At 62.6% G+C, this 16,824-nt stretch carries 15 protein-coding genes, 1 pseudogene and 1 riboswitch; of the genes and pseudogenes, 7 read left to right on the forward strand and 9 right to left on the reverse strand.

All coding sequences use genetic code 11. The features are described 5' to 3' along the window. Window positions 1-81: 81 nt before the first annotated feature. Window positions 82-579, reverse strand: a complete 498-nt coding sequence (locus ABEG21_RS24380) for a hypothetical protein (protein WP_347558184.1) — start codon at window positions 577-579, stop codon at window positions 82-84. 207 nt (window positions 580-786) lie between these two features. Next, window positions 787-1,527, reverse strand: a complete 741-nt coding sequence (locus ABEG21_RS24385; protein WP_347558185.1) for a GNAT family N-acetyltransferase — start codon at window positions 1,525-1,527, stop codon at window positions 787-789. Window positions 1,528-1,811: 284 nt separating this feature from the next. Here ABEG21_RS24385 and ABEG21_RS24390 point away from each other — a divergent pair, with 284 nt between their 5' ends. Further along, on the forward strand, window positions 1,812-2,285 hold the full coding sequence (locus ABEG21_RS24390) for an Lrp/AsnC family transcriptional regulator (RefSeq protein ID WP_347558186.1): 474 nt from the start codon (window positions 1,812-1,814) through the stop codon (window positions 2,283-2,285). Here ABEG21_RS24390 and ABEG21_RS24395 read toward each other — a convergent pair. Further along, window positions 2,280-2,756 carry a helix-turn-helix domain-containing protein gene (locus tag ABEG21_RS24395; RefSeq protein ID WP_347558187.1) on the reverse strand — a complete coding sequence of 159 codons (477 nt, stop codon included), beginning with the start codon at window positions 2,754-2,756 and terminating at the stop codon, window positions 2,280-2,282. The two genes, ABEG21_RS24390 and ABEG21_RS24395, sit on opposite strands and share 6 nt — an antisense overlap. A 138-nt stretch (window positions 2,757-2,894) precedes the next feature. Between ABEG21_RS24395 and ABEG21_RS24400 the strand changes: the two genes are divergently transcribed. After that, window positions 2,895-3,755: an SDR family oxidoreductase gene (locus tag ABEG21_RS24400; protein ID WP_347558188.1), complete on the forward strand. Its 861-nt coding sequence runs from the start codon at window positions 2,895-2,897 to the stop codon at window positions 3,753-3,755. A 64-nt stretch (window positions 3,756-3,819) separates the two neighbouring features. Here ABEG21_RS24400 and ABEG21_RS24405 read toward each other — a convergent pair whose 3' ends face one another. From ABEG21_RS24405 to ABEG21_RS24415, 3 genes are all read right to left on the reverse strand, one after another. Further along, window positions 3,820-6,000, reverse strand: a complete 2,181-nt coding sequence (locus tag ABEG21_RS24405; RefSeq protein ID WP_347558189.1) for a GAF domain-containing protein — start codon at window positions 5,998-6,000, stop codon at window positions 3,820-3,822. Between the two features lie 126 nt (window positions 6,001-6,126). Next, window positions 6,127-7,137 (reverse strand): sodium:calcium antiporter, encoded by a 1,011-nt coding sequence (locus ABEG21_RS24410; protein WP_347558190.1) that lies wholly within the window; start codon window positions 7,135-7,137, stop codon window positions 6,127-6,129. Window positions 7,138-7,304: 167 nt separating this feature from the next. Further along, window positions 7,305-7,470: riboswitch (yybP-ykoY riboswitch) on the reverse strand. 44 nt (window positions 7,471-7,514) lie between these two features. Further along, a complete protein-coding gene (locus ABEG21_RS24415) occupies window positions 7,515-8,690 on the reverse strand; it encodes a VOC family protein (RefSeq protein ID WP_347558191.1) in 1,176 nt (391 codons plus the stop codon). A 549-nt stretch (window positions 8,691-9,239) separates the two neighbouring features. Here ABEG21_RS24415 and ABEG21_RS24420 point away from each other — a divergent pair. Beyond that, complete coding sequence (locus tag ABEG21_RS24420; protein WP_347558192.1) at window positions 9,240-10,361, forward strand: ProQ/FINO family protein; 1,122 nt, start codon at window positions 9,240-9,242, stop codon at window positions 10,359-10,361. 221 nt (window positions 10,362-10,582) lie between these two features. Continuing rightward, window positions 10,583-11,002, forward strand: a pseudogene (locus ABEG21_RS24425) (phosphate-starvation-inducible PsiE family protein); the annotation flags it as partial. Between the two features lie 285 nt (window positions 11,003-11,287). Here ABEG21_RS24425 and ABEG21_RS24430 read toward each other — a convergent pair. From ABEG21_RS24430 to ABEG21_RS24440, 3 genes are read right to left on the reverse strand one after another with little or no spacing between them, the layout of a single operon-like run. After that, a complete protein-coding gene (locus ABEG21_RS24430) occupies window positions 11,288-11,920 on the reverse strand; it encodes a DUF5666 domain-containing protein (RefSeq protein WP_347558193.1) in 633 nt (210 codons plus the stop codon). Between the two features lie 38 nt (window positions 11,921-11,958). Then, complete coding sequence (locus ABEG21_RS24435; RefSeq protein WP_347558194.1) at window positions 11,959-12,759, reverse strand: molybdopterin-dependent oxidoreductase; 801 nt, start codon at window positions 12,757-12,759, stop codon at window positions 11,959-11,961. Window positions 12,760-12,788: 29 nt separating this feature from the next. After that, window positions 12,789-13,427: a cytochrome b/b6 domain-containing protein gene (locus ABEG21_RS24440; protein ID WP_347558195.1), complete on the reverse strand. Its 639-nt coding sequence runs from the start codon at window positions 13,425-13,427 to the stop codon at window positions 12,789-12,791. A gap of 235 nt (window positions 13,428-13,662) precedes the next feature. On the opposite strand from ABEG21_RS24440, the gene ABEG21_RS24445 reads away from it, so the two are divergent. The 3 genes from ABEG21_RS24445 (at window position 13,663) to ABEG21_RS24455 (ending at window position 16,820) form a co-directional block, all read left to right on the forward strand. Further along, window positions 13,663-14,340, forward strand: coding sequence for a heavy metal response regulator transcription factor (locus tag ABEG21_RS24445; RefSeq protein ID WP_347558196.1), 678 nt, complete (start codon window positions 13,663-13,665; stop codon window positions 14,338-14,340). A 55-nt stretch (window positions 14,341-14,395) separates the two neighbouring features. Further along, entirely contained in the window at window positions 14,396-15,865 is a 1,470-nt protein-coding gene (locus tag ABEG21_RS24450; protein ID WP_347558197.1) for a heavy metal sensor histidine kinase, read from the forward strand. A 115-nt stretch (window positions 15,866-15,980) separates the two neighbouring features. Beyond that, window positions 15,981-16,820 (forward strand): MetQ/NlpA family ABC transporter substrate-binding protein, encoded by an 840-nt coding sequence (locus ABEG21_RS24455; RefSeq protein ID WP_347558198.1) that lies wholly within the window; start codon window positions 15,981-15,983, stop codon window positions 16,818-16,820. The last annotated feature ends 4 nt before the right edge of the window (window positions 16,821-16,824 follow it).

The raw sequence follows: 16,824 nt of genomic DNA on the forward strand, positions 1-16,824 counted from the left end.
ACGGCGTGAAAGGGTACGAGGCACGAAAGACCCGGATAGCGCCGCGGATCGATCGTCGCGGCGACCGTATGGCGGCGCCTCTCAGGCGTGTCGCACCGAGGGCGCGGTATAGCTACGCTCGCCCGATTCTATCGCGAAGGGCAGACGACGGAACTGGAGGTAGAGCACGACCAGCGCGCGCTCCGGACAGGAAGCGAGCACGCTGACGTACGCATCGGATGCCGTTGTCTTCGACACCGGATGGGTATCGGCGATCGACGGCACAGCGCCTGCGACGAGGGTGCTGGGACGCACCGCGATCGCGTCGGCGCTACGGCCGCTCGATGCGCGTGCGTGGCGCATGCGCACCGTGCCATTACGCGTCGCTGCGTGGAAAGCCCGACCCGCGCGACGTCGGACCGATACGATCGCGACCATGATCGCCAGCCCTATGCCGCAGCGAAACAACGGGCCCTGGAACACGCTCTCGGGCGTGTCGAGCAAGAGCATCGCGAACAACATTGCCACTTGGGCGGAACATACGGTGGCGACGGCAGGCAACAGGTAGGCCCGGACGGTGTCGGCAATAGACGGCTTCATCGCTTCGCCTCGCTGAATAGATCGCCGGACAGCAGGTCCGGAAGACGCGGTTCAAAGGAGGACTGTGCAAAGCACGAAACATTCCAGTTCAGGGCATTCACCCGGAGAAATGTCATCGATTACATACGCCGACCCCGTGAACGCCCGCCAGCGGGCGTTCACGGAGTCATCGTCAAGCGCGACCCGACATCAAGCGACGCGTTGCGTTCAGGCAGGCGCGTCGCGCAGCGGCACGATGATTGGCGTCTCAGTCGCGGTACTCGCGGCGCGGACGTAGTAAATATCGACATCCTGCTCGCCGGTTTTTACAAAGCCGTGACGCAGGTAGAAATCGTTCGACTCACTGTCTCTCAACGCCCCCAGCACGATCGGTACGCGCAGTAACGAGGCTTCGTCGATTACCGTGCGCAATACAGCGCTCCCCACCCCACAGCGCTGGTACGCCGGCAGCACATAGAGATGCTCCAGCAAGAGATGATCGCCGCGAAGCCGCGTGGCAACGCAACCGGCGCGGAAGTCATCGACCAAAATATGGCGGGTGCAAGCAGGATCGAAATTGTCGAGCAAGCGACTTCGCGCGCGATGCAGATCGAAGCGACCGATGCGCATCAGACTTTCGCGCATTGCCGTGACACGCAGGTCCGCCAGATGATCGGCATCCACAAGCGCGCTGTATTCGAGACGGATATTCACCGCTAGACGCCTCCAGGACGCCACACTACCAAAGGTCGGAAACACGACGCGTCCGAACGACCAGGGCACGCCGCGCACATTGCTGTGCCTATGATAATTGAGAAGAACCACGCCACCCACGCGCGTCAGAAACATATGTGCAAATCGATACCGGAAATCGGCGCTTTGCGCCAGTTCGGCGTCGATGCCAAAAAAATAGCGCCGCATCCCGAAGTGGGAGGCGGCGCTGGGGCGCGGGGGGATAACGTCGGACATCAACCATCGGATCGGCAAAATCGCGCAAGCCGCGCGATCGCTGAAGCGCTGACGGAACCGTGCCCGGTAAGGCAGGGTGGATCAGCCGGAACACCGATAAGGCGTCCATCGCAATGCGGGAGCGCACCCTTCATTGCTTGCCTGACGCTGCGACGTATAACAAGTGTAGCGTCGACACCGCAGAATTCTCTTCCTATTTCCCGGTAGAATCGTCACGAAAACGCAGCGCCTTTCGATATTCGATCATTTCTCAGAAGAATCTTTTTTTATCAGGATAAGCGTCCATGCCGACTGCTCTCGATGCCCTCGACCGCCATGACCGCGCGATTTTGCGCGAGCTGCAAAGCAATGCCCGTCAACGCAATGCCGAGATCGCCGAGAAAATTGGCATCTCGGCCAGCGCCTGCTGGAATCGCACCCGCCAACTGGAGAAGGAAGGCTATATCCAAGGGTATACGGCGCTGCTCGACCAGAAAAAGCTCGGTTTCTCGGATACCGTGTTGATCGAACTCACGCTGGATGGGCATGAAGACGAACGCCTGGCGCGCTTCGGCGAAGAGTTGGCCGCGCTACCCGAGGTGATCGAGGCCTATTTGATTTCGGGGGAATACGATTACCTGGTCAAGGTCGCCGTCGATGGCACCGCCGGGTATGAACGTTTCTTGCGGGAAAAATTGTACAAAATCAGCGGCATCCGTCACAGCCGCTCAATGTTCGCGCTGCGATGCATGAAGCAGATTCTATCGGTGCAGCTATAGGGCATCGGCCGCTTGCACCGTTTCCGCCGCGGCGGTTAACGGCGCCGCGATTCGCGTGGCTTGATCATGCCCGGTACGATGCGCGACGATATCGCCGATGTGGATCTCCACCCAATCGGCGAGGCCTTCCAGACGCGCCGCAACGGCATCGCCCATCGGCGTCAAACGGTATTCGACCTTTGGCGGCACGACCGGATAGGCGACACGATCGACGAAACCGTCCGCTTCCAGCGTCTGCAACGTCTGCGCCAACATTTTTTCGCTGACGCCGCTGACCTTTCTGCGCAGCGCGCTAAAGCGATGGGTTCCCGCCATCAAGGCAACCAGAACCAGCACCGCCCAACGGCTGGTGATATGGCTCAGCACGTCACGCGAGGGGCAATCGTGCGCGAACACATAGCCGCGCCGCAGGCGTTCAGCCACGCCGACATGCGTCGACACGTCGGCCCCCTCCTCTTCCTGCCTCGCCATCGCCCTCTCCTGATTTTTGAGCGCGCCCTTTGCGCGCATTTGACACTTACCTTTTCGTGCGTACTTACGAAAAGTTAGCGGATGTCTTATTCTGCCACGCAGACGTGCCTCATCTCAATCAAAAAACGGAGTGTCATCATGATCGTCGTCACCGGCGCCACTGGGCAATTGGGCCGCCTTGTCATCGCTAGCTTGTTGAAGCGCGGCGTTCCCGCGAACACTGTTGTCGCCGCGGTACGCAACCCGGCAAAAGCGGAGGACCTCGCCGCACGCGGCGTCGTCGTGCGACGCGCCGATTATGCGGAGCCGGCAAGCCTCGATGCCGCCTTCGTCGGCGCGCAGCGCGTCCTATTGATTTCGGGCAACGAAATCGGTCAGCGTACGGCGCAACACCGCGCGGTGGTCGACGCGGCAAAACGCGCCGGCGTTGCACTGCTGGCCTACACGAGTCTGTTGCATGCGGATCGATCGCCGCTCTTCCTGGCCGGCGAACATCGCGAAACGGAAGCAGCGATCGCGGCGTCCGGCGTGCCGGCCGTCATTCTGCGCAACGGGTGGTACAACGAGAATTTCGCCAGCCGTATCGCGGGCGCCGTGGCAACCGGTGTGATGCACGGCAGCGCCGGCGAGGGACGATTCTCCGCCGCGGCGCGTGCCGATTATGCCGATGCCGCCGCCGCGGTGCTGAGTGGAACGCTACCCACGCAGACACGGGTCCTGGAACTGGCGGGGTCCGATGCCTACTCGCTCGCGCAACTGGCGGCCAAGGTTTCCGCCGTATCGGGTAAGCCGATTCGTTATGAGAACGTGTCCCAAAGCGACTATCAGGCGGCGCTGGTGCAGCACGGGTTGCCGGAAGCGTTTGCCGGCGTGATCGCGGATTCGGACAGCGGCGCGGCCGGTGGCGCGCTGTTCGACGACAGCGACACGCTTGCCACGCTGATCGGTCGCCCCACGATCTCGCTCGAAGCCAGCATCGCGGCCGTCCTCGCAAGCTGAGCACACGAGGCAATGGGCGCCCAATGCGGTCGGCATCGGCGCGGCGCCCTGCTTCGCCGCCGCCTTAGAGCGTGACGATGAAGCGCGCTTGCTGTTCTTCGAACACGGCGTCGAAAGCACCGCCGTGGCCGGTAAAGATCGCGTTGGCGATGAACAGGCCAAGTCCGAGGCCTGAACGGTTATTCAGGTTTAACGGACCGCCTTTGAACGGGTCGATCAGACGACGGAACGGCACATTCACCCGCTGCGTCGTTTTATTGCGCACTTCAATACGGCGGTGCACGCCGTCGGCCCGCGCAACGATCACGATCGGCGCGCTGGGATCCCCGTGCTGCCGCGCATTGCTCAGCAGATTCGTCATACCCTGTACGAAGCGATCTTCGTCCAGCTCCGCTTCGCCGAGGGCGTCGCTGTCCAGTTGCACATCGCTGCCGGGATAGTTGAAACGCATCTCCTCGACGAGTGTCGATAGAACCGCGTCGAGCGACGTGGGCCGTCGCGTCAAGCTCAGGCCGATCCCGGAACGAATCCGACTGACGTCCAGGATATAGCTGATCAACGACTGCATCCGGCGCGTCGACCCTTCAACGCGTTTGGCCGTGTCCGTCGACGTCGCCAGACCCTTGCCCATCAATTGCACGGCGAGATTGATCGCCTGCAACGGATCCCGCAGATCGTGCCCGAGCGTTGCCAGCAGCGTCATCCGCTCGCGGTCGCTTTCACGCAGGCGCTCGAGCGCCACGTCCTGTAGCACGGCCTTGACGGCACGCGCGGCGCTTTGGTCCGTATCGCTCCACTCGCGGCAGCTGCCGCGCACGGTCTGCTGCCAGACTTCAAAAGATCCGCGCGGCGTCAATCGCCGGCCATGCGGACCGAGCGCAACGATTTTATCGGGCGGACCGGCCCACCGGATGGTCTCGACCAGCTCGTCGCGCAGCCAGGCGACGGTAATGCGCGCCTCACTGACCACCTGGATCGCCATCAAACCGGCGGCCACGCCATTGCGCGTCAGCGGCCGTGGCAGATCGGGCGTCGATTTCGACATCGAACGCGCCACCACCGTATCGAGCCTTTGATCGGCCATATGATCGGCAAGCTCGAGCATCCCCTGACGGCTGGCCGACTCGCTTAGCAACAGCACCCGTTGGTCCACGACGACCGAGAGGCCGTCGCAATCGACCATCTTGCCGATGGCATCGCCGGCGGCGGCGATGCCGGCCGCGAGGTCCGGCGCATCGGCCATCAAATTCGCAATTTCCAGGCTCAGCGCATTCCACGAGACTTCCGCCGACATCCGCCGCTTGAACTCGATGCGCTCGATCAGAATCGATAGGACCTGCGTCAGCACCGTGCAAGACAGACGCACCGCCAGCGGCGCGCGGTGCGCTTGCATGTGATGACAGGCGATCAGCCCCCAGAGGCGACCATTGATGACGATCGAGATGCTCATCGATGCCGCGACGCCCATATTCTTCAGATACTCGATATGAATCGGCGAGACGCTTCGCAATACGGCCTGGCTCAAATCGAAAGCCTGGCCGCTGCGCGGATGCTGCGAAGGGACGATCGGCACGGAGATCGCATCCACCGACATGATCTGTCGAATCGCCTGCAATGTGTACAGGCGACGCGCTTGGGCCGGGATATCGCCGGCCGGATAACGTTGATGGAGGAAGGACGACAAATCGTCGCGGCGCGCCTCGGCAATCACCTCGCCGCTATCGTCCTGCAGGAAACGGTAGCCCATGACGCGGTCAAAGCCGGTCATCGATCGAACCGCTTCCACGGCATCCTGCATCAAGGCCGAGACGGAGTCGTAATCGGTCCGTTGCAAACGTTGGATCGCGCGCTGCGCCAACGCCGCGTAATGTCCCGAATGGGCGGCGCCGAGCGGCACGTCGTCGATCGCCTCCCATTCGGCGATCAGCACGCTATTCGACCAATGCAGGATCAGATCGAATCGCGTGCCCGCCTGGCCGCTGACCTCCACGGGCTCCAACAACGCCTGACGATCGGCCAAGGCTTGCGAGAGCAGCTGCCGCGCATCGGCGCTGAAATGGCGTTCCGAGAACCCTGCGCCGAGCGGCGGCAGTTCGCCGAGGAACTGGGCCGCCGTCGCGCTTGCGGCGATCAGGCGCCCCGCGTCGTCGAAGCAAAGCAGTGCGCCGTGCGGCTGGACACTGCCCAGGGCGTGAATCGGCTCCTGGTCACAATTGGCGACGACGTCGGTCAAACCGTTTTGCATTAGACCTCGATTCGAAGGGTTAAAGCGCCGGCCCACATGGACAGCTTTCATCGATTGTAATCGTGATTACGTCGGCGCAATGGTCGGCGCTCGAATTAAACGGTCGACTGTATACATTTCGCCAACTCATCGAAATATCGTGAGGCCGAGATACAGCAGATACAGCGCGCCATTCAGGCCGAGCGCGCCGACGAGTAGTCCGCTGCGGGCCGACATCGCGCGCAGCCACGCTGCCGCCGCAATCGTCATCAGCACACCGGTCAGGACCTCGACCCGAGGCTCCCAGGGCGTGAGTAAAATGCCGATGGCGGGCAACAGCGTGCCCTGGAACACCATGGCGCCGGTGATATTCCCGAAGGCCAGCGTGTCCTTGCCGCGCCGGATCCAGACGATGCTATTGATTTTTTCAGGCAACTCGGTCGCGATCGGAATGACCAGCAGCGAAATCAGCAACGGCGAAATCCCCCACATCGTCGAAACGCCGCGTACGCCATGAATAAACCCTTCCGCACCGATCAGCAGCAACCCGACCGCGACCACCAGTTGCAGCCCGATGGTCGCCAGATTGGTCGGCAAGCCGAGTTTGGAGGCGAACATCGGCTCCGGCGCTTCCGTGCCGTGTCCGGCATCCACCAGGGAGGCCGATGCGCGGAACGTCATGACGACATACACGACGTAGACCAGCACAAGGGCGACGCTCAGGCCGATGCGGACGCTGCGTTGCTCATGCGGGACGAACATCGCAATCGTCGCGACCACGAAGGCGACCAGAAAGTACTGCAAGTCGCGATTGAAGCCGGTCCGTTCCGGCACGATTCGTCCAGATGTGCCGCGGCTGCGCCATACCGCCAAGGCCATCAGAAAAGTCGATAAGGTGCCGAGCATCAGCGGCGCGCCGAGGATCGCGCCCACGCCGATTTCCTGGTTGACCTGCTGCGCGCCACCGCCGCCGAGGACCGCGAGCAACGGCACGATCGTTTCGGGCAGCGCCGTTCCCACGGCGGCGAAGAGTGACCCCGTCACCCCTTCGGAAATATGCAGACGTTCGCCGAGATGTTCCAGCGCATTCGTGAACAATTCCGCCGACGCGAGAATGATCGCCAGCGTGACAAGCAACTCCAAAATCAAGCGAATCATGCGCAACCCGCCTTTGCCTTGGCGGCGCCGTCGAGACGAATCGAATGAGAACCAGCAAAGCAGTGCGGGATACGCCCTGTCACGCAATGGCAAAGGGCAGGCGAATGGCTGACCGGGGCGCAAGCGCCGAGGTAACGGCATTTCATGTTTATGGGGACTCTCCAGGGCCGGACGGTGCGAAACCATGACGCCGACCTCCCGTCCAGCCCTGGACGAGGTCAGCGTCGATAGTCTCGCCAAACCGGATGGTTGGACACGCCACGGCCAAGGCCGAGAATGTTGACGTGTCCGCCTCCCATTGCAGGAGGCAGGCTACTCCCTAAAGACGGCGCGATTGTAACCGCGGCTTCGTGACCGTTGCAAGTAGAAGTGATAGATCAGGCGGTCTGCGCCCGCTGCAAGGCGGCGAGGTTGCCTTCGCCAAAGCCGGGATGCCCGCGTCGCTCCACGATCTCGAAGAAAATCTCCCCCGGGGCATGGCGCAGAAAAGCTTGCAGGAATAGCCGCGTCGCGCCGCTGTCGTCCACGTGACCGTCGACCAGGATCTGCCGCTCGCGCAAAGCCGCGATATCGAGACCGTGCCCTGGCAGGCGCGCGTCGAGTTGATCGTAGTAGGCGTCCGGCCATTCGATGAAACGCATGCCGCGCGCCCGCAACGCATCGACGGAGGCGACGATGTCATCGCTCGCGAGCGCGATATGCTGAACGCCCTCGCCCGGATGATCCGGGAGAAAGCGGTGCATCGTCTCGGTCGGCGGCTTGCCTTCCTCGTAAAGCGGGATGCGAATGCTGTCGCAAGGCGAGACGACCACCTTTGCCGCGCCGGGCGTCAAGCCGTCGGGGTGTCGGTCTTGCAGCTCATGGAAGCTCAGCAACTCCGCATAGAAACCCAGCCATTCCTGCATCCGCCCGGCCCCGACCGTCTGCGTGAAATGGTCCACCAGCGTCAGATGCGTCGGTGAGGTCGCGGGCGCCGGACCGGTAGCGGCGGCAAGATCGGCGCCATTCAGCGGCGCAAAATCGATTTCATACAGCGACGGCGTATGCGTGCCGAACGCGTCGTCCGGACGACCGGGCCATCGATCGATGAAATAAATATGCGAATCGCCGATGCCCTGAATCGCTCGCAACTTCAATTCGTGCGGCCCGGTGCGCTCGCCCTCGAAGGGCCAAGCGCCCATCGTCAACGCGTGCTTGAACGCCTGTTTCGCGCTTTGCACGCGCACGCCCAGCGCGCAGATGCCGACGCCGTATTCGCCAGCGTAGCGCTGCGCGAAAGAGTCCGGCTCGCCATTGACGAGGAAACGGATGTCGCCGAGCCGATACAAGGTCACGGCCTTGCTGACGTGCCGCGCCACCGCGACCAGTCCCAACCGCTCGAACATCGCGCCGAGCGCCTGCGGGTCCGGCGCGGCAAATTCGACAAACTCCAGACCGGTCATGCCCAACGGATTGCGCGGGTCCACGGGCGGACGGGCCGGCACACTGCCCGGCGACGGCGCGTCGCTGGCGTGGCACGGAATAAAGGCGGGGTCCTCGGACGGGGGGCTCATAGTCAAGATGTCAGTCACCCAGGCACGGTAGTAGATTGCACAATTATTCTATCGCGTGATGCGGTTGCCGATTGCAAAATCACCAAATTCGATGAAAACCCCGACATTCTGGCGGCGCAACAGCACGCGAAAATGCGATTTGATCCGAATCTGTCTCGTCGCAGCGATTTTTGGCGACGTATAAGGACGTGGATTGGCGCGATGTTCCCGCTATCGCGGCCAGATGTGCCACAATGCGCACGGCACAAACGCACCGCACGCCCGATTAGATCGGTGCGTCGCGCACGAGCCTGCTACACTCGGCGAAAGGAACGTTACAATGCGGGGCGTTACAATGCGCCACCGGCACGCTTCTGCCGCCGGGACCTGACTCCTTGTCGCGCGCGCCGGTCTCCGGCGCGCGCGACGCGTTTTCCCTTTTCGGCTTCCGGGCTGCGATGCTGTCGTTGCATGACACTGTCAGCGATGATGGACCACTCAGGCCCGGCCGGGCTTGAGCGATCGCACCGCCTTTCGGCCAAAGCATCGACGCGATTTAGACGACTGAACATGGGTTTTGAAGAACTGGCAGCACTGAAGCAGCAGCTGAGCAAGCAATCTCAGGGCAAACGCGAGACGAACGACGGGGCCTCCGGCGCCGCCCGCGCCACGCAATCCGAACGCAAAGCCTTGGCCGCTGCTGCAGCAAACAGTGCGGAGCAGTCGCGCACGACCGAGCGACGGGGTCAGGGCGGGGCTCGCCCTGCGCAACCCGGCGGTCAAAAACGCGTGCAAACGCCCGGCCAGGCGCGTCCTGCGTCCGGTCGCGGACCGCGTCCCGACGCCGCACGCGGCGAAGGCGCATCCCGTCCGGCAGATGGCGCACGCCGTCCGCCGCGTCGCAATGGCAACCCCTCGCAGCAACGCGATGCGAAGCCGGCCGACGGCACGACGGGTGCTGTATCCGCCGAGGCCACTCAGCACGCGCCGCGTGCCGGTGCCGGCAAGCGGCCGCCGCGCGAGCGGCAGCCGGGTGTCGGTCACCCGACGCGTCCGACCCGGCCCGAACGCCAGGTCGATCCGGTCGTGTTGACCATCGGTCAATTGCAGAAGCACTTCCCATTGGCGTTCCCGAAGAATCCGGAGCCGAAGAAGCCGCTGAAGCTCGGCATCAGCAAGGATCTGGCGGCACAAGCGGAAACGCTGGCGCTCGCGGAGCCGGCCATTCTCGAAGCCATCAAGGTATGGTGTCAGGGTAGCCGCTACTGGGCAGCGATGAGCAATGGCGCGGCCCGCGTGGATCTGAACGGCGAACCGGACGGCATCGTGACGCCGGAGCAAGCCGGCCATGCGCGCTACCTGGCAGCCGCGGCACGTCGCGCGAAGCGTCAGGATAAGCAGCCTGACGGCGCGACGGCGGATGCGACGGCGAAAGCGGCTGCCGAGCCCGTCCCCCCGACCGACGACCCCGCCAGCGACGCGTCGGCTCAGACGCCGCAAACCGTCGACGCTCCCCGGACGGATGCGACGGATGCCACGACCGCTGCGGCGGTGCTTGCCGTAAAGGACTCGCCCGAAGCATCGCAGACGGCCGCCCCTTCCGCAGTCGACACGCCAACCGCCGACGCTGCGGAACCCGCTGCTGCCGCCGAGCCGTCACCACCGGCACCGACCACGCCGTCGACACACTGACGCGCCGATAGGTGCGCGCGACACCGCCGCCACGCGCACCGTCTTTTACCTGTTCGCCCCACGCCGTTTATTGCAAGACGCGGCGACAGGCAAGCTGTCGCTAATCGGCGACACGCACACGCCCCCTCTTTTATTTTTGTCCATTGCGCCAACGCGCCGCAGTGTCGGACACTTCCTTCTCGCTATTATCAAGTGGACGTCCTTCCACTTACGGCGAACCTATGTCCCACCCTCATGATTCCCTGCCGTTGGCTGAACGAATCCGGCATTACTTCGACCATTTCATCAATTACGTCGAAATCGCCGGACTGATACTGATTGGCCTGGCCACCACCGTCGCGATGGCACAGGAGACATGGAAGGTACTCAGCTCGGGCCATGTCACCTTGAGCGACCTGCTGTTGATGTTCCTGTATCTGGAAGTGCTGGCGATGGATGGACGCTATCTGCGGCTCGGCCAGTTGCCGGTCCGTTTCCCGCTCTACATCGCGATGGCCTCGCTCGCGCGAGAATTGATCCTGCGCTTCGACGACGCAAGCAATGCGCATATGCTGGTCGTCACCTTCGGCATCGTGCTGCTCGCGGTGGGCATCTTGATTCTGAGATTCGGCCAGACGCGTTTTCCGGCCAGCGACGACGAAGGGCGGGAACAACTGTCTTCGCGTCGTCATGGGGAACGCCAAGCGACAACGCGACACGCGCCGCCGCGGCCTTTCGGGGCCGCACCGCCGACGTCCACGCTGCGCTCAGGGGGCGCGATCCACACCGGATCGCGTGATCCGGTGGCGTCGCGCGATGCAACGCAGGACCCGGTATAGCAAGGCAGGCGGCTTGTGCTTCAGTGAGGGCCCGCGCCGTCTGGGCTGTCGATGCCGACAGCGGACAGCGCGGACATCGACAGGATCACGATGCCGCGCCCTCCGGCCTTACATCGGCGGTGCGACGCCGTCCTTCTCCACGGCCACGCGCGTGGCGGTCCACATGCCATCGCTGCCCTTCGTCGCGACGACGAATACCTTCTTGCCCGCCAGCAAATCAGCATGCGTGGCTGGCGCGAACGTTACGACCGGCACATTGTCCGGCACGACGATCTGACTCGTACCGCCCTTGTACGACACGGTCAGATTCCGGCCGTTGGCCGCTTTCAGTTCGGCGTCGACATTGCCGTTCGTCATCGTGCTGTTTGCGCCCAAATCCCAGTCGTAATGCCCTTCACCCTGGCCACGCGCCGATTCCGGGAACACGACGACTTCACGGGCCGTCAACTTGCCGTCCGTACCGGTCGTGGCAGCGGTGCCGATGAAGGAGCCGGCTTTGATATCGCTCAGCTTGATGTTCTTGAACGCACCGACAGGCGTTTTGTCGGTGATCATGATCTTGACGTCATCGCCGCTGTTGCGATGCACGGTCAATTCCGTCGGCGACACGGCCGTGATCGCGCCACGGATACGCGACGGCTTCGCCGTCTGCGCCGATGCTTGCGCCGAGGCGAGCAGGCAGGCGGCAGACAGCGCGGCAGCGGCGAACGTGCCAACAGTGCGGGTGCGAGACAACTTCATGGCAATGCTCCTTGCTTGGGTAATCGAACGATTGGCGATCATGAGCCACCGAACCAGTTATAACCCTGGTTCTCCCAGTAACCGCCGGTGTAGGTATTCGTCAACGTGATCGCGACGATATGCTTGGGATTCTTGTAGCCGAGCTTCGTCGGCATACGGAGTTTCATCGGGAAGCCGTACTTCGGCGGCAATGTCTGCCCGTCATAGCGCAATGTCAGCAACGTCTGCGCATGCAGCGCCGTCGGCATGTCGATGCTCGTGGAATAGTCGTCGGCGCAGTGAAATGCCACGTATTTGGCATGCGTGTCGGCACCGCAAGCCGCGAGAAAACGCGAGAAGCGCACCCCTTCCCAATGACCGATCGCGCTCCAGCCTTCGATACAGATATGCCGCGTGATCTGCCCTTCTTGCGGGAAGGCGTTCAGCTCGTCGAGCGTCCAGGTTTTCTTGCCGCTGACCATGCCGCCGACTTGCAGCTTGTACGTGGCAGGATCGACCTGCGGGACGTCGTCGATATCGTAGAAGGCGTTGAACGGGAACGGCCGCGTGATCATCGACTCCGGATACGTGGGCGCCATTGCATCGGGATTGAACATCCATCCCTGTACCGTATCGTTGAACGCCGAAATCCGCTGCAATGCGGTATTCACCGACTTGTCGTTGCTCAGATCGCATCCGGACAGCATGGCGATGCCGCCCAGCGTCAGCAATCGGCGACCGAACAAACGCCGCGACGGCACCGACAGCGTACGCTGAACATCGTGAATCACGTCGTGCGCGTTAGGCGCGTTATCGCCGTGAAGCAGACGGCGACGTTGCAGGGATTTTTTCGAGGACATGCGGGTTCGATCGGAAGAGGGTTAGCGGATCAGCGTCCACGCAGCATCAGCAACAGGCTGCGCGGGACCAACATCACCATCAGCAAATGGATCACGATGAAACATGCCAGGAAGGTCATCGCACCGAAATGGACATAGCGCGCCGCGTCATATCCGCCCATCAGAATGCGTAACCACGAGAGCTGCACAGGCTTCCATAGCGTCAGCCCCGATAGCACCAGGATCAACAGATCGAGCGTGGCGGCCAGATACGCCAGCTTTTGCACCGCGTTATACCGACTCAGATCCGCGTGCGCGAGTTTTAGCGTCAGCGCCGCCTTCAGATCGCCGAAGAATGCGCCCGCGCGCAATTGACCGAATCGCTGAACGAATCGGCCGCTGACTAGATTCGCCAGGACATACACGCCGAAGCTGCCGAACAGCAGCCACATCCCGGCGAAATGCCATTGCAACGCGCCGCCCAACCAGCCGCCCAGCGTGCTATTCGGCGGGAATACCCACCACGCGAACAAAGGCGAGGCGTTGTACACCTGCCAGCCGCTGGGCATCATGATCAGGATCGACAGAGCGGTCAGCCAATGAGTCAGTCGCACCCATAACGGCTGAATCGTCCTGCGGCCGCCGCCAGCGGGCCGCGCATCGTTCGGTATCGTCTGCTGTACGCTCATTCAAATCACTCCCAACGGGATTTTGATACTACGCAGCCGCTTCTGACGGGCGGATGACGCGACGATGACTTTTTTGTCATTCAACGCCAGTCGGATTCCCCTAGAATACAGGCATCGGAGCGGTGCGGCAGCCGCCTTTCTTCAGACCCCGATCCTGTCTTGCCATCGCACTCCGTGCGGCAGCCGCGCGCATCATCCGGCCGCCTGTTCAGCAAATACTTAGTCTAGTGCAATCATGACCCTGCTCGTCATCGAGGACGACCCCAAGACCGGCGACTACCTGAAAAAAGGCCTCGGCGAATCCGGCTATCAGGTGGATCTCGCGCGTGATGGCGCGACCGGCCTGCAATGGGCGCTGAGTCAGGACTATCAATTGATCATCCTGGACCAGATGCTACCCGGCATCGACGGCTGGCAGATCATGGCGGCGGTGCGGGCAAAACGCGATACGCCGGTGATCTTTCTGACTGCGCGCGATCAATTGCAGGACCGTATCCAGGGACTGCAACTGGGTGCCGACGACTACCTGGTGAAGCCGTTCTCCTTTATCGAATTGACCTTGCGCATCAAGACGCTGCTGCGGCGCGGCGTCATACGGGAATTGGACACCTTTCAGGTCGCCGATCTCCATGTCGATGTGCTGAGACGCAAGGCTAGCCGGCAGGGCGTGGATATCACTTTGACGAACAAGGAATTCGCCTTGTTGCATCTTTTCTGCAAGCGCGAGGGCGAAGCCTTGTCTCGCACGCTGATTGCCTCCGAAGTCTGGGACATGAATTTCGACAGCGATACGAATGTCGTCGATGTCGCCGTCAAACGACTGCGCGCCAAAATCGACCAGCCCTTCCCCATCAAGTTGATTCATACGGTCCGCAGCATCGGCTACGCTTTTGGGATCGCCGACGGTGCTTGAGACGCTCGAACGCAACAGCCGTGACGCGACGGATGCGAGGACCAGATCCGATTCGATGGACGCGTCCGACACCATGGCGGCCCATCGATCGGTGCCACGCATGCGCCGGCCTTGGCGCGGCGCGTCGATCGCAACGCGCGTCACCTGTCTGATCGGCCTTCTCGTCTGCGTCGCACTGGGCGGTGTCGGCATGTCGCTTTACGACGCCACGCGCGCGGCGCTGAGCAAACGCGCGGACCTGCAGTTGATCGCACGGATCGAGCATATGCGCACGCTGCTGCGCGACCTCTACACGGTGCAGCAGATCGAAGCACGGCCGGCCCTTTTCGAGACCATGATGGGCGACGAGCAGGACATCATCGTGTTCCGGCGTCCCGGCGCGCCGCCTTTCATCAACGTCAACCCTCAGCATACGGCGCTCCCCGATCTGACGCCGGTGCCCCCGGATAAGCCGATCAAATTCGGCGCGCTGCAGGACGGTCGCCGTCCCGACGGCTGGCGCATGCGCTGGCTGGCCGCCGACGCCACCATCGGCAATCACGGCGAGACGATCGAAATCATCGCCGCGCATGTGATGACGCAGGAAGAAAAGGTGCTGGCGCTGTATCGCCAACGCGTGATCGCGACCGTATTGCTGGCCCTGCTGGCTACGCTGATCCTGGCGGCATGGAGTCTGCGGCGCAGTCTCGCACCGCTGCGCCAGATGGCCGCGCGCGCCGCCGATGTCACGCCGGAGAATCTGGCCGTGCGGCTCGACGTCGGCGCCGCGCCCGCCGAATTGCAAACCTTCGCGGCGTCGTTCAATGCGATGCTCGATCGCTTGACCGTCGGCTATCAACGCCTGCTGCAGTTTTCCGCCGATCTCGCGCATGAGCTGCGTACCCCTGTCGGCGTTCTGATCGGACAGACGCAGGTGCTGCTCGTGCATCCGCGCACCGCCGCCGAATACCGACAGGTCCTCGAATCCAATCTGGAGGAGCTGGAGCGACTGGCCCGCATCGCCGAAAACATCCTGTTTCTGGCGCGGACGGACCATGAGCGCCAAGGATTACCCGAAAGCGCCCGCACCGCGATGCCGCTGCAAGACCTGCTGGAGACGATCGGCGACTATTTCGAGGGCCTGGCCGAAGAGCGCGATCTGCGCTTCGACATCGCGGCCAGTGGCGAGGTCCGCGCCGATTCGCTGATGTGTCGCCGCGCCATCAACAATGTGGTCGTGAACGCGGTCCGATATGCGACACCGGGAACGTGCATCACGCTGCGCGGCAGCGAGGGACGCATCGTGATCGGCAACCAGAGCGAGCCGATTCCGGCGAGCGATCTGGCCCGCCTTTTCGATCGCTTTTACCGGCGCGACCCGTCCCGTTCGGCATCGACCGAATCGAGCGGCCTCGGCCTGTCGATCGTGCACGCGATCATGCGCGTGCACGGCGGCGGCGTCTGGATTCAGTGCGACGAGAGCGGCTGGATCACCGTAACACTGGACTTTCACGCCGATACACCGCCCATCGACTGCATATCCTAATGACGATAAGTGATTTCCCCCGCTGAGACGGGTGTGGGAGGATGCCGAGCTGTGCTGTAGGACCTGAGGGGTCCCGCCGCATGCAGATATCTCACCGCAGCAAGGAAATGGCATCATGAAACGTCGTCACTGGATCAACCGCATCGGATTCGCATCGCTCAGCCTCGCCGTCTGCTCGCTCTCCGGCCTCGCCGGCACCGCGCATGCCGCCGACGCAGACAGCGCGGCCAAGAAAGTCGTCCGACTGGGCACGATGAGCGGTCCGGATGCGGACATCTGGCAGGTTGCGCGCGGGGAAGCCGCGAAGCACGGCCTGACGGTCAAGATCACCGAATTCAACGACTACGTGCAACCGAACGCCGCGCTGGACGCAGGCGATCTGGATGCGAATGCGTTCCAGCATAAGCCCTATCTGGATAGTCAGATTCAACAGCGCGGCTATAAGATCGTCAGCGTCGGCTTGACCTATATCGCGCCGTTGAGCATCTACTCGCACAAGATCAAGAAACTGTCTGAATTGACGAATGGCGCGTCCATCGGCATTCCGAACGATCCGTCGAATGAAAACCGTGCCCTGCTGCTGTTGCAGTCGCAACACTTGATCACGCTACGTCCAGGCGCGGGCGTGAACGGCAATAACGCCACGGTCCTCGATGTCGCCAGCAACCCGAAAAAGCTGAAGCTGCAGGAAATGGATGCCGCACAGCTGCCGCGCGCGCTTGGCGATCTGACGGCGGCGGCGGTCAACAACAACTTCGCGATCGACGCCGGCCTGGACACGACGTCCGCCCTGGCGCGCGAAGGATCGGATAGCCCGTACGCCAATCTGATCGCGGTACGGACGCAGGACCAGCACGCCCCTTGGGTGAAGACGCTGGTCGCCGCGTATCAATCCGCCGCCGTCAGTGCCTATATCAAGAGCCACTACCATGGCGCGATCCTGCCCGCTTTTTAAGGAC

It is taken from the genome of Robbsia sp. KACC 23696 (assembly GCF_039852015.1).
In the GTDB taxonomy this organism is placed as follows: domain Bacteria; phylum Pseudomonadota; class Gammaproteobacteria; order Burkholderiales; family Burkholderiaceae; genus Robbsia.

Bases quoted from the DNA above. Each gene is read 5' to 3' on its own strand.
- ABEG21_RS24380 (WP_347558184.1), bottom strand. From the start codon at position 579: ATGAAGCCGTCTATTGCCGACACCGTCCGGGCCTACCTGTTGCCTGCC.
- ABEG21_RS24385 (WP_347558185.1), bottom strand. From the start codon at position 1,527: ATGTCCGACGTTATCCCCCCGCGCCCCAGCGCCGCCTCCCACTTCGGG.
- ABEG21_RS24390 (WP_347558186.1), top strand. From the start codon at position 1,812: ATGCCGACTGCTCTCGATGCCCTCGACCGCCATGACCGCGCGATTTTG.
- ABEG21_RS24395 (WP_347558187.1), bottom strand. From the start codon at position 2,756: ATGGCGAGGCAGGAAGAGGAGGGGGCCGACGTGTCGACGCATGTCGGC.
- ABEG21_RS24400 (WP_347558188.1), top strand. From the start codon at position 2,895: ATGATCGTCGTCACCGGCGCCACTGGGCAATTGGGCCGCCTTGTCATC.
- ABEG21_RS24405 (WP_347558189.1), bottom strand. From the start codon at position 6,000: ATGCAAAACGGTTTGACCGACGTCGTCGCCAATTGTGACCAGGAGCCG.
- ABEG21_RS24410 (WP_347558190.1), bottom strand. From the start codon at position 7,137: ATGATTCGCTTGATTTTGGAGTTGCTTGTCACGCTGGCGATCATTCTC.
- ABEG21_RS24415 (WP_347558191.1), bottom strand. From the start codon at position 8,690: ATGAGCCCCCCGTCCGAGGACCCCGCCTTTATTCCGTGCCACGCCAGC.
- ABEG21_RS24420 (WP_347558192.1), top strand. From the start codon at position 9,240: ATGGGTTTTGAAGAACTGGCAGCACTGAAGCAGCAGCTGAGCAAGCAA.
- ABEG21_RS24430 (WP_347558193.1), bottom strand. From the start codon at position 11,920: ATGAAGTTGTCTCGCACCCGCACTGTTGGCACGTTCGCCGCTGCCGCG.
- ABEG21_RS24435 (WP_347558194.1), bottom strand. From the start codon at position 12,759: ATGTCCTCGAAAAAATCCCTGCAACGTCGCCGTCTGCTTCACGGCGAT.
- ABEG21_RS24440 (WP_347558195.1), bottom strand. From the start codon at position 13,427: ATGAGCGTACAGCAGACGATACCGAACGATGCGCGGCCCGCTGGCGGC.
- ABEG21_RS24445 (WP_347558196.1), top strand. From the start codon at position 13,663: ATGACCCTGCTCGTCATCGAGGACGACCCCAAGACCGGCGACTACCTG.
- ABEG21_RS24450 (WP_347558197.1), top strand. From the start codon at position 14,396: ATGGACGCGTCCGACACCATGGCGGCCCATCGATCGGTGCCACGCATG.
- ABEG21_RS24455 (WP_347558198.1), top strand. From the start codon at position 15,981: ATGAAACGTCGTCACTGGATCAACCGCATCGGATTCGCATCGCTCAGC.